The following is a 10,915-nucleotide window of genomic DNA, read 5'->3' on the forward strand; positions in this document are numbered from 1 at the left end:
GATGAGGCTCCTAGAGTACAAATTGCTAATCCATGCCTTTATAGAACGTCAAATTTCTGTAGAGGAGTTCGAGCGTCAATTTCTGAATGCGTTCAAATCCGAATCAGAAGGAATGGATATGCAGCTTTTCTGCATCCTAGACGCTCTCTTTGGAGCCGTTGACAGCTACTGGCACGAGTGCCTTCCTGGTCAAGAAACCGCTTTTATGATCTCTGAAGAGCAGCTTCGCCGTGAAGCAGCGAAGGCATTACTTCTGATTAACGAATTGGAGGGAGCGACAAATGTATGAGGATAAGAGTTATTGATCGCTGCATTAATTCCTAATATTTTGCCTGGTCTTGTGGCTTGGTACAGCCGATCCAGTAATAGCGATCAGTGCAGCGATCAATAGCATCCAGCGCAACACCGGAGACAAGCCTGAACTTCACCGGGCAGCGCAAAGACGCGACGGGGCTGCTCTACTACCACGCGCGCTACTACGACCCGGAGCTGGGGCGCTTCCTGTCGGCGGACACGGTGGTGGCGGAGGTCGGCGCGCTGACGATGGCACCGAGCGATACCACCGCCGCGCCGCTCTTCGCTCAGGGCGGGCAAGGCTCCGGCAGCCGCACGCCGCAGGAGTGGCGACCGTCGGCAAGCTGATCCGCCTATGATTGCGGACGCTAGACGTAGAGCGCCGCCAGCGTGCAGACGAAGAGCACCACGGCGATATAGCCGTTGATGTTGAAGAAGGCCAGGTTGATCTTGCTCAGATCGTCGGGCTTGACCAGGCTGTGCTCCCAGATCAGCAGCCCAGCCGTGATCGCCAGGCCCAGGTAGAAGGGCCAGCCCAGCCCCAGCAGCACTCCCACGCCGATCAGCGCCGCCAGCATGCCCACATGGAACGTGCGCGCCATGGTGAGGCCGAATGGAACGCCGTAGTCGGCGGGCATCGAGTGCAGGCCCTCCCGCCGATCGAACTCGACATCCTGGCAGGCATAGAGCATATCGAAGCCGCCGATCCACAGCGCGACCGCCAGCGCCAGCAGCAGCATCGGCGCAACCTCCGGCCACGCGAACGACGGACGGACCGCCAGCCAGCCCCCGGCAGGTGCAATCGCATCGGTCAGGCCCAGCGCGACGTGACATAACGGGTTGAAGCGCTTGGTGTACGAGTAGAAGACCAGCGCGGCCAGCGCGATCGGCGAGAGCAGCAGGCAGAGCGGATTGAGCATATAGGCCGCGACCACCAGGATCGCCATCGACAGCAGCGCCGTGAGCAGCACGGCCCGCGCCGAGAGCTGGCCCGCCGGTATTGGCCTGCGCGCCGTGCGCGGATTGCGCGCGTCGATGTGCCGATCGATATAGCGGTTGAGCGACATCGCGGCAGTGCGCGCGGCGGCCATCGCCACCGTGACCCAGAAGAAGACGCTCAGCGATGGAAAGCCGCCCGCCGCCAGCAGGCTGCCCAGGTAGGCGAACGGCAGCGCGAAGATCGTATGCTCGAACTTGATGTTTTCCGACAGGATCGCGATCGAGCGTGGAAGACGTGGACGAGTTGCATGCATAGGATTTGATTCTACTCCGTGAACACCTGCATTATACTGGGTTACGCGCGCCGATGCTGAAGCGGCTTGCGCTTGAGCCACGGGTGCTGGTATGCTTTAGGCATGTCCACAGACCGGCGCTACACCGCTATTTCATTCGATGTCGGCTACACCCTGATCGAGCCAATCGGCGAAGCGCCGACGATCGTCGCCACGCTGCTGGCGGAGCTGGGAGTCCAGCCCGACGATGCTGCGCTTTCCGCCGCGCACCGTCGCGCCGAGCGTCTGTTTCTGGCCGATTATCTGCGTCCGCTCAGCGATACCTGGGAGGCCGATGAGCGTATCAATCGCCTGTACCTGCGCTACTACGGCCAGTGGCTCGCCGAGATGGGCGTCTCCGACCCCGATGCGCGCTACGCCCAGACGATCATCGACCGCTACCTCGATCCCGCGAACTGGCGGCTGTACCCGCACGTGCTGGAGACGCTGTCGGCGCTGCACGCGCAGGGCTACCGCCTGGGCATCGCCTCGGATTGGGTATCGGGGCTGCCGCGTATTTTGCACACCCTTGGCCTGTCGCGCTACCTCGATTGGGCGCTGGTTTCAGGCGCCATCGGCTTTGCCAAGCCGTCGCAGGAGTTTTATCGGCTGGTGCTGCGGCGTGCGGAAGTGCGGCCCGAACAGATTGTGCATGTCGGTGATAGCTACTACGCCGATGTGCGCGGCGCGCGGACGGTGGGCATGGATGCGATCCTGCTCGACTGGCGGCGGCGCACCTGGCCCAGGCTCGACGTGCCGGTGATCCACGCTATTGCCGAGCTGCCGCCGCTGCTGGGCAAGTCCGCTGCTTTCTAAGCGTTGTTGCACGTCGCGCTGGGAAAATACAGCCGCGTGTAACGATTCACGATAGATTTTTTTGATGATCAAAGCTGTTTTTTTCGATGTCGGTCATACCCTGCTCCACCCCGCGCAGCCCACTGCGGAGGTCTGCCGTCAACTGTTGCAGGCGCACGGCCACAATGTCTCGCAGGAGACGGTCGATATGGCGATGCGGCTGGCGGATGTCGAGCACATGGCCCGCTACCACTCGCTGCGCGATGATTGGTCGCATGCGCAGACGATCCGCGCGATGTGGCTGGACTACTACCGCCAGGTCTTCGACGCGCTTGGCCTGTACGACGAAGAGCAACAGTTGGCACATGAGCTGATCGCATGGTATGGCGAGCCAGCCGCATGGCAGCCGTTTCCTGAGTCGCGCGCGGTGCTGGAGTGGCTACATACCCGTGGCTTCTGTGTGGGCGCGGTGTCGGATTGGGCACCGACGCTGCCGCGTATCCTGCATGCCCACGGCTTTACGCGCTTCCTCGATTTCGTGCTCTGCTCAGGCAACATCGGCTTTGCCAAGCCCAGCCTCCAGTTCTACCGGCTGGCGCTTCAGCGCGCCGGGGTGCAGCCCCACGAGGCGCTGCACATCGGCGACAGCTACTACGCCGATGTGCGCGGCGCGCGAGCCGCGGGGATCGAGCCGGTGCTGCTCGATCGCGCCGGGAAAGCGCCCGCCGTGGATTGCGCGGTGATCCGCGATCTACGCGAGCTTGAGACAATGCTGGCTCCGGCGCGCTCGACTACCTGATAGCGCCTCTGCTCGATGGCGCGCTCCTTTGCGATCTGCCCCTGGCATTGCAGTTGCTGAAGGACTTACGGCAACTGCTTGCGTAAAGGAGAACATCGTAATGACGCAACACGAGAATCCTCACCAGCGTACGCCACAGGAGTCGGCGACGACCGCCGATCCTCAGACCTATCCCGGCGCGTCCGGCATCAACAAGAACATCGGCGCAACGTCGGGCCATCACAACGCCGAAGCTGGTGCCGAGCCGAGCACCGAGGAGAGCGGACGCGATCCGGCGCGCGCGCAGGCGATCGATCAGGCTCAGAATGAGGGCAAGCTGCCGCCGCCAGCCTCGTATCGTCCCGATACGGTGGTGCGCGCGGTCGGGCCGGATGCCCGCATCGAGATGGAGCGCGGCAACGATTTTCGCAACGAGGCCAGCTTTACCAAGGGTCACAACGCTCCTACTGCCGATCAAACGCGGTTGCCCTACACGACCGAGCAGATGGACGAGTACCTGCGCAATTCGCCGCGCGGGATCTTCCCGAACACGCCCGGCGGCGCGGGCGCAACACCGCTGTCGGCGAGTCGCAACACGTTCATCGACGATGTAACGCGCATCGGCCATTTTCCATCGCGCGCCGAGGCCGAGAAGTGGACCCGCGCGGTCTTCAACGCGCTGCGCCATCGCGCGGTTGAAACCGACGATGCCCTGGCGACCGAGCTAGCCTCGGTGGTGCGCGTCGGCGAAGCGCCCGAAGTCCAGGTTGAGGAGATGATGTGGGGCGGCGATTTCGCCGAGCGCTATGCCCGCATGGTCTGTCTGCTGCAAAAATGGACCAGGCAGGACTTTTACCATCAGCTCTCGGAGGAGGTCGGCGAGACGCCTGACGACCCGTGGATCGACGCGGCGGTCCACAGCTTCTTCGGCGCGCTCAAGCGGGCGCTGGGCGATGATGCGGATCGCTCCGTGACGCATCTGGGTGAGATGCAAGAGGTCTGGGATAGCGTGTAGCGCTGCCCTGCCGCTGCCGGATGCGATCCCGGTGAGAGGAGACGACTATGACCGAAGGACGAAGGTTACGTGGCGACGGCGACGAGAATCTGCAAGACTACGTCGAGGAGCGGCTGACCTACGCGAGCGACACCGACGACCTGGCCGCCGCCAATCGCACGCTTGAGCAGGAGCTGGCCGACCTCAAGGCGCTTCAGCAGGAGCGCGGTCGAGCAGATGCGCGCACCAACATCGACGCGCTGATCAAAGAGGCTGAGCTGCGCGTTCAGCGGATGGAGTTTCGCCAGGGATCGGAGCTTGAGCGCGGCAGCGGTAGCCAGGTCGATTTCGACCAGCTACCGCCGGATGCCGCAGCGCGCAAGAGCATCACCAATCGCATGGACGAGAATACCCGCTAGCGCTGGGATCAGGGAACAAGGAACAAAGGAACAAGGGAACAAGCCATTTAAGACCTTGTTCTTTTGTTCTTTGTTCTTTTGTTCGTTGTTCTTATTGCAGGTGGCCGGTGTCTGCCAGCTGGCGGCGCAGGTGAGGATCGGAGAAGACCGCTCCCAGCCCGGATGCGACCGAGGTGAAGATGCCCTCGCCCTCGTCGAAGAGGCTATCGTTGCCGAACGTTTCTTCCAGCAGGCGCACAAAGCGCGGCACCCGCGACGAGCCGCCCGTGCGCAGCACCACGTCGATCTCGCGCGGATCGAGCTGCGCCGCGCTCAAGGCCCGCTTCAGACACGCATCAACTGCGCGCACGTCCGGCCCGATCAGACGCTCGAAGTCCCAGCGCGCCAGCGACTCGTCGAAGTTGATCGCCGAGGCGTGCATGCTCAACGTCGTCTCGGTCGTCTCAGAGAGCTGCCGCTTGGTGCCCTCGACCATCTCGTAGAGCGGCAGGCCGTAGTTTTCGCGCACCAGCGCGCGGAGCGCCCTGAGCTGCTGCGGCTTGTCGCCCGTACGAATCGCCTCGTCGATGATGTCGAGCGTCTTGGGATTATGCATCTCAACGATGCTCTGCCAGCCCTCAAGATGATCGAGCAGGAACGCGGGCAGCGGCAGGCGGCGCGGTCCCAGCACCGCGCCCGCGCCGAAGTGCGGATGCAGCTTGCCCATCACGATCCGCTGATCGAGCAGATCGCCGCCGACAGGCACGCCGTCGGTCGCCAGGATCTCGCGCTGGCCGTTGGGCTCAATCCGCATGATCGTCACGTCGAGCGTACCGCCGCCGAAGTCAAAGACCAGCACATGCTGCGCGCGGTGGCTCTGCCGCCGATAGGTCAGCGCGGCGGCGGTCGGCTCGGCCAGAAATTGGACGTTGCGCAGCCCGGCCAGCTCGGCGGCGGCGCGCATCCGCTTGATCGCGATCTGGTCGCGGCGCTCTTCGGTGGCGTAGTGGACTGGACGCCCGATCACGATCTCATCGATCTGCTCGCCGGTCAGCTCGTGGACGCGCTCGCCGATCCGCTTCAGCGTCAGCGCGATCAGCTCCTCGACGCTCCAGGTCGCGCCGAAGACGTTGGTGCTGGTGTAGGTCGGATCGGACAGCGCCAGCTTGATCGACAGGAACAATCGTCCGGGCGCGTTGGCGTCGGTATCCACGAAGATGCCCTGTCGGATCGTGCCAACGCCCGCGAAGGTCATCGCGATCTCGCCGATGTAGGTCCGCTGGTACTCGATCTCGCGTCCGACGTTGCCCTCGGTATAGCGATTGATCGCGGCCCGGCCCAGCGCGACATCGCCCTCGCGCCCGATGAAGAGCGCGGTTCGCAGCACGGATGGATTGGCGTTGACCGGATCAAGATCCAGCAATCGGACGCGCCGCCCATCATAGATCGTAGCGCTGGTGTTGGTCGTTCCCCAGTCTAACCCGACACGCATCTTGAACCTCCATACAAGCCAAACCATTTGCGTGACAGCACAAAACGACCAGGATCATGCCTAGCATGACACCGGTCTTGATCAGTCCCGCTTGACGCGCGGAGGATCAACTATACCATACGCGCGCCTGGTTGGTAAGCCCCCATTTTTCTAGCGAAAGCGCAACCTTGGCGGGGCACGACGCGCGGTGCCCCGTCGATCGATCGGATCAATGCGGGCGCTGGAGGTCGTATCACAGCGCCTCGTCCGATGGCAGAAAATCGTCGATCTGCAACCCGATGCCCTGGCGCTGCGCCTGCTCCAGCACGAGCTGGCTGACCGCGAGATCGAGCACGCCCAGCCCGAACGGGCTAAACACGGCGATCGACTCGCGATCGGTACGCGCCGGAGCACTGCCGCGCGTAATATCGGCCAGCGTGCAGCGGATAAAGTCGCGGTTCCGCACCTGCTGCTCGGCCAGGTGAACCGAGGTCTGCGCGCGGCAGACATGATCGACATCATCAACGATATTGTCGCAGCCGAGGATGACCTGCGGCGTCAGATCGCGCAGTGAGATATGCAGGATCGTGCTGCCCGTCGCGCACATCGAGAGATCGTCGATGGTCGGCTCGACGGCGGTGGTCGCCAGCGCGACCAGCGGCGCTTGCCGGAACACCTCCGCCGGGCTATCGACGCTCACCACACGCAGATCTTCGCGCAGCCTGCGGCAGCGCGCGGCGAAGCGCGCCGCCTGCTCTGCCTGAATGTCGAAGAGGATCACCGTGCTGATCTGCGGAAAGACCGCCAGCAGAAAGCGCGCGATCTCGAAGTTGATGATCCCGCAGCCGATCAGCCCGATCGTCTCGGCTGGACGATCCGCGTGGAGGTAGCGCGCGGCGAGCGCGGCGCTGGCGGCGGTGCGTGCGGCGCTGATCAGCGAGCCTTCCATGATCACCTCAGGCAGGCCGGTGCGAACCGAGTTCAGGATCATCACCGCCGAGGCGCGCCGGATGCCGAGATCGTGATTGCTGGGAAACGACGCGATCCATTTGACGCCGGCGATCGGCGCGTCGCCGCCCAGGAAGGCCGGCAGCGAGATGATGCGGCTGCGCGGATCGTCGGGAAAGCGCAAAAAGACCGAGTGCGGCAGGGAACTCTGGCCCCCGGCATGGACCTCGTAGGCGCGTCGTACGGCCTCGATGATCTCGTCTTCGCGGCCCGCGAGCATGTTCTGGATTTCGGTCGCCCGTAACAGGCGGATCGGAGCGAGCGTCATGCTTAAATGTTCCTTTCGAGTGGTCGTTGCCGTCGTTCGACGGCCTCAAGCGTCGGCAGCACGGGACAGCCTAATCGAGCAGGCGGACCTCGACGTACGGAGGAAACGCCTGGATCTGGCGCAGATCATGCTCGAAGATCGTCATCTCGCCGCGCTGCTCGACCTCCTTGAAGCCGCTGAATTTGTAGGTGATATACATCATGCGGTTGCGGGTATTGGAGACGAACTCGGCCTGCAGGCGGACGCCCGCCGCTTTTGCCATCTGGAGGATATGGCTCATCATAATCGTGCCGACGCCGCGCGACATGACCCGGCACGACATCAGCAGCAGCTTGATCGTCCACACCTCCGGCTGACATGCGATCAGCGCCAGGCCGATCTTGCCGTAGCTGCCGTAGGTATCGCTCAGACCTGCCATCAGCAGCTTGTGATCGGGCGATTGGCGAAGCTGATCCAGCTCCTCGTAGGAGTAGGTGTAGCCGGTGGTGTTGAGCTGATTGGTGCGCACCGTCAGCTCCTCGGCGCGCTGAAGATCGCCCTCGCCCGCCGGGGCGATCGTAAAGATCATGCCGAGCGAGGCCAGAAAGCCCTCGCTGGGACCGACATACTCCTGCTCGGCCCTGGCGCGGGCGATGTCGCTCAGGTACATCTGGCGGCGCAGCTTCGAGTCCTGGGTGATGAACCGGGGATTCATCATGGGCAGATCCAGTATCGTCGCCAGATCCGCCACATCCAGGCAGAGCACGCTCGGCTGAGCGTAGGCCACCTCCTCGCGCTCGAAGGCTTGATCGTCGACGAACGCCAGCGTGTCGATGCCGATATTGATCGCCCTGGCAATCGCCTCAAGCGACGACGACTTGCTGCTCCAGGTGATCTGCGGATACAGAAAGTATTCCTCGACGCCGAACTCGCACAGCTTCGCCATCGCCAGATCGTGATCGTTCTTGCTGGCGATCGAGTTCAGGATGCCCCGGCTGTCGAGCGTTTTAATCACCTCGACCACATCGGGCCGCAGCACGACCTGCGGATCTTCCAGCAGCACGCCATCCCAGAGCGTGTTGTCGAGATCCCAGACGACGCATTTCACGGCGGACGATGTGCTCTTGCGCGCGACAGCTTCGGCGCGCGGCTCTCCCGTCATAGTGCTGGTCCTTTCACGCGATCTGCTGCGCGTAGTTCGCGATCATCAGTTGTTGAATCTGCGTGCTGCCCTCGATAATCTCCATGATCTTCGCGTCGCGGAAATAGCGCTGGACGGGATAGTCCGGGCTGCATCCGTTCGCGCCGTGGATCTGCACCGCATCGGCGGCGGTCTGCGTCGCGCTGGTGGCGGCGAAGTATTTTGCCATCCAGGTCTTCATCACCGTATCGGGGCTGTTGATGTCCTTGAGAAAACCGGCCTGGTAGCAGAGCAGCCGCGCCGCCTCCAGATTCACGCGCATGTTGGCGATCATCTGCTGGATCAGTTGATGGTTCTTGATCGGCACGCCGAACTGGATGCGGCGCTCGGCATAGGCCAGCGACGCTTCCAGACACGCCTGGATGATGCCGACGCAGCCCCAGGCCACGCTGTAGCGCCCGATGTCGAGCGTGCTGGTAGCGACCGCCGCCAGGCCAAAGCCCAGGCCGCCGATCAGATTGGCTTTGGGAATCTCACAGCCGTCCAGCGTGAGCTCGGCCAGCATCGAGGCGCGCGTGCCAAGCATGCCGCTGATCGGCGCGATGTGGAGTCCGGGCGTGTCGCGCTCCACCAGAAACGCGCTGTGCTTGCCCTCGCAGCTCGCAAAGATCAAAAAAAGATCGGCGATCTGGCCGTAGGTGGTCCATTTTTTGTAGCCGTTGAGAATAAAGCTCTGGCCGGTCGGCGTGGCGCTGGTGGCGATGCTCGCGGCATCGCTGCCCACGTCCGGCTCGCTCAGCCCATACGCGCCGATCCGCTCGCCTGAGACGAGCGACGGCAGCCAGCGCTCCTTGTGCTGGCGCGCGCCCCACTTGTGGATCGCGTAGGCCACCATGCTGTGGACGGTCAGCAGGCTGCGGATCGACGAGCAGCCGCGTCCAATCGCGCCGTGGAGCAGGCCAAACGTCAGCATGTCTTTGCCGGTGCCGCCGCTGCTCGCGGGCACGATCGCGCCGAGGTAGCCCTGCCGCGCCAGGAGCCTGATGATCTCAGGCGGTGTCTGCTCGGCCTGATCCCAGGCATCGGCGTAGGGCACGATCCGCTCCCGAACGAACGTCGTGTACTCGGTCAGATCCGCCTGCTGCTGGGCGGTCAATTCAAACTGCATGCGCTTCCCCTAGTACACCTGATCGTCGATCATCGATCGCAACATCGCGCTGTGCTGCGCTACGCAGCCGACGTCGCTTTACGCTCGACGAAGGCCGCGATGGTGCTGATCGTGCGGAAATTGTCGATGTCCAGGTCCTCATTGTCGATGGTGATCCTAAACTCTTGCTCGACGAAGAGCACGAGCTGCATGGCAAAGAGCGAGTTGACGAAGTTGCTGGCGAAAATATCCTCGTCATCTTCAAAGGTATGGTTTTGAAAGTGACGGTTGAGAAAATCGCGAATCTTCTGTTTGTGCTCGGTCATCTGGTCCTCCAGGACGTGTGTTGGTTTGCGGCGGATTTAGCTGTAGGTGTAAAAACCGCGCCCATTCTTGCGGCCATGCAGCCCGGCATCGACCATCTTTTTGAGCAGCGGGCAGGGACGGTACTTGCTGTCGTTGTAGCTTTCGTAGAGCACCTCGATCGAGAACAGGATCGTGTCCAGGCCGATCAGGTCCGCTGTTTCGAGCGGCCCCATCGTGTGCCCGAAGCAGGTCTTGAAGATCGTATCGACATCCTCGGCGGAGGCGACCTGATCTTGTACCAGGAAGATCGCCTCGTTGATCGTCAGCATCAGCACGCGGTTCGAGACGAAGCCGGGCATATCGTTGACGACGATGCCCTGCTTGCCCATCGCCGCGAGGAGCCTCTGCGCGATCTCCAGCGTCTCGTCGGAGGTGTGAAAGGCGCGAATCACCTCGACCATCGGCTTCATCGGCACCGGGTTCATGAAATGCATGCCGAGCACCTGTCTGGGCCGTGTGGTCAGCGCGGCGATGCGGGTGATCGAGATCGCCGAGGTGTTGGCGGCAAACACGCAGTGCGGCGGGCAGATCGGATCGATGCGCTGGTACACAACGTTTTTGACCTCCCACTTCTCGACGACGTTTTCGATCACGAAATCGACATCGTGCAGCAGATCGAGATCGGTGCTGAGCGCAATTCGCGCCAGCATCTCGTCGATGCGGGGCTGGTCGGCCTGTCTGTTGAGCATCCGATGGAGCCGCAGCCCATTCCGAATCGCGGCCTGTGCCCGCTCCAGAATCTGCTCGCTCACATCGATCAGCACAACATCGTGATTGGTCTGGGCCAGATTTTGGGCCACTCCCGTGCCCATCACGCCGGCACCGATCACTCCTACCTTCATGATAAACCTCGCTATGGTTGCTACCTGCGCTATGCATCAGATGAGCCAGGGTCTAGGATACCCGATGATGCTCCTTTCCTGCTCGATCGGTATTGGATCGAAGGCTCGCTCCTCAATTGTCGGCGGATCGTGCAGCAGCGTCAAGGGCAATATATTAAGCTGG

The 10,915-nt window shown here is 62.6% G+C and carries 13 protein-coding genes; 6 read left to right on the forward strand and 7 right to left on the reverse strand.

Going from position 1 to position 10,915, the window contains the following annotated elements:
* Position 1: 1 nt before the first annotated feature.
* Together VFZ66_12075 and VFZ66_12080 are read left to right on the forward strand one after the other, a co-directional pair.
* Entirely contained in the window at positions 2-289 is a 288-nt protein-coding gene (locus tag VFZ66_12075; protein HEX6289923.1) for a colicin immunity domain-containing protein, read from the forward strand.
* 86 nt (positions 290-375) lie between these two features.
* Positions 376-642 (forward strand): RHS repeat-associated core domain-containing protein, encoded by a 267-nt coding sequence (locus VFZ66_12080; GenBank protein ID HEX6289924.1) that lies wholly within the window; start codon positions 376-378, stop codon positions 640-642.
* A gap of 20 nt (positions 643-662) precedes the next feature.
* Here VFZ66_12080 and VFZ66_12085 read toward each other — a convergent pair whose 3' ends face one another.
* On the reverse strand, positions 663-1,547 hold the full coding sequence (locus VFZ66_12085) for a UbiA-like polyprenyltransferase (GenBank protein ID HEX6289925.1): 885 nt from the start codon (positions 1,545-1,547) through the stop codon (positions 663-665).
* Between the two features lie 102 nt (positions 1,548-1,649).
* Between VFZ66_12085 and VFZ66_12090 the strand changes: the two genes are divergently transcribed.
* The 4 genes from VFZ66_12090 to VFZ66_12105 all read left to right on the forward strand — a co-directional run bounded on the left by VFZ66_12090 (position 1,650) and on the right by VFZ66_12105 (position 4,551).
* Positions 1,650-2,381, forward strand: a complete 732-nt coding sequence (locus VFZ66_12090) for an HAD-IA family hydrolase (protein HEX6289926.1) — start codon at positions 1,650-1,652, stop codon at positions 2,379-2,381.
* Between the two features lie 64 nt (positions 2,382-2,445).
* A complete protein-coding gene (locus VFZ66_12095; GenBank protein ID HEX6289927.1) occupies positions 2,446-3,159 on the forward strand; it encodes an HAD-IA family hydrolase in 714 nt (237 codons plus the stop codon).
* A 100-nt stretch (positions 3,160-3,259) separates the two neighbouring features.
* Positions 3,260-4,153, forward strand: a complete 894-nt coding sequence (locus VFZ66_12100; GenBank protein HEX6289928.1) for a DUF2267 domain-containing protein — start codon at positions 3,260-3,262, stop codon at positions 4,151-4,153.
* 47 nt (positions 4,154-4,200) lie between these two features.
* Positions 4,201-4,551, forward strand: coding sequence for a hypothetical protein (locus VFZ66_12105; GenBank protein HEX6289929.1), 351 nt, complete (start codon positions 4,201-4,203; stop codon positions 4,549-4,551).
* Between the two features lie 91 nt (positions 4,552-4,642).
* On the opposite strand, the gene VFZ66_12110 is transcribed toward VFZ66_12105, so the two are convergent.
* From VFZ66_12110 to VFZ66_12135, 6 genes are all read right to left on the reverse strand, one after another.
* Positions 4,643-6,022, reverse strand: coding sequence for an Hsp70 family protein (locus tag VFZ66_12110; protein ID HEX6289930.1), 1,380 nt, complete (start codon positions 6,020-6,022; stop codon positions 4,643-4,645).
* A gap of 232 nt (positions 6,023-6,254) precedes the next feature.
* Entirely contained in the window at positions 6,255-7,277 is a 1,023-nt protein-coding gene (sbnB, locus tag VFZ66_12115) for a 2,3-diaminopropionate biosynthesis protein SbnB (protein HEX6289931.1), read from the reverse strand.
* 70 nt (positions 7,278-7,347) lie between these two features.
* Complete coding sequence (locus tag VFZ66_12120) at positions 7,348-8,418, reverse strand: HAD-IIIC family phosphatase (protein HEX6289932.1); 1,071 nt, start codon at positions 8,416-8,418, stop codon at positions 7,348-7,350.
* Between the two features lie 13 nt (positions 8,419-8,431).
* Positions 8,432-9,565: an acyl-CoA dehydrogenase family protein gene (locus VFZ66_12125; GenBank protein HEX6289933.1), complete on the reverse strand. Its 1,134-nt coding sequence runs from the start codon at positions 9,563-9,565 to the stop codon at positions 8,432-8,434.
* A gap of 59 nt (positions 9,566-9,624) precedes the next feature.
* Positions 9,625-9,870 (reverse strand): phosphopantetheine-binding protein, encoded by a 246-nt coding sequence (locus VFZ66_12130; GenBank protein HEX6289934.1) that lies wholly within the window; start codon positions 9,868-9,870, stop codon positions 9,625-9,627.
* Between the two features lie 36 nt (positions 9,871-9,906).
* Positions 9,907-10,752, reverse strand: a complete 846-nt coding sequence (locus VFZ66_12135; protein HEX6289935.1) for a 3-hydroxyacyl-CoA dehydrogenase family protein — start codon at positions 10,750-10,752, stop codon at positions 9,907-9,909.
* Positions 10,753-10,915 lie beyond the last annotated feature (163 nt).

The organism is Herpetosiphonaceae bacterium (assembly GCA_036374795.1).
GTDB lineage: Bacteria > Chloroflexota > Chloroflexia > Chloroflexales > Kallotenuaceae > LB3-1.

What these genes read in the sequence shown, in the direction of transcription:
- VFZ66_12075 (HEX6289923.1), top strand. Translation starts at nt 2, where the DNA reads ATGAGGCTCCTAGAGTACAAATTGCTAATCCATGCCTTTATAGAACGT.
- VFZ66_12085 (HEX6289925.1), bottom strand. Translation starts at nt 1,547, where the DNA reads ATGCATGCAACTCGTCCACGTCTTCCACGCTCGATCGCGATCCTGTCG.
- VFZ66_12090 (HEX6289926.1), top strand. Translation starts at nt 1,650, where the DNA reads ATGTCCACAGACCGGCGCTACACCGCTATTTCATTCGATGTCGGCTAC.
- VFZ66_12095 (HEX6289927.1), top strand. Translation starts at nt 2,446, where the DNA reads ATGATCAAAGCTGTTTTTTTCGATGTCGGTCATACCCTGCTCCACCCC.
- VFZ66_12100 (HEX6289928.1), top strand. Translation starts at nt 3,260, where the DNA reads ATGACGCAACACGAGAATCCTCACCAGCGTACGCCACAGGAGTCGGCG.
- VFZ66_12105 (HEX6289929.1), top strand. Translation starts at nt 4,201, where the DNA reads ATGACCGAAGGACGAAGGTTACGTGGCGACGGCGACGAGAATCTGCAA.
- VFZ66_12110 (HEX6289930.1), bottom strand. Translation starts at nt 6,022, where the DNA reads ATGCGTGTCGGGTTAGACTGGGGAACGACCAACACCAGCGCTACGATC.
- sbnB (HEX6289931.1), bottom strand. Translation starts at nt 7,277, where the DNA reads ATGACGCTCGCTCCGATCCGCCTGTTACGGGCGACCGAAATCCAGAAC.
- VFZ66_12120 (HEX6289932.1), bottom strand. Translation starts at nt 8,418, where the DNA reads ATGACGGGAGAGCCGCGCGCCGAAGCTGTCGCGCGCAAGAGCACATCG.
- VFZ66_12125 (HEX6289933.1), bottom strand. Translation starts at nt 9,565, where the DNA reads ATGCAGTTTGAATTGACCGCCCAGCAGCAGGCGGATCTGACCGAGTAC.
- VFZ66_12130 (HEX6289934.1), bottom strand. Translation starts at nt 9,870, where the DNA reads ATGACCGAGCACAAACAGAAGATTCGCGATTTTCTCAACCGTCACTTT.
- VFZ66_12135 (HEX6289935.1), bottom strand. Translation starts at nt 10,752, where the DNA reads ATGAAGGTAGGAGTGATCGGTGCCGGCGTGATGGGCACGGGAGTGGCC.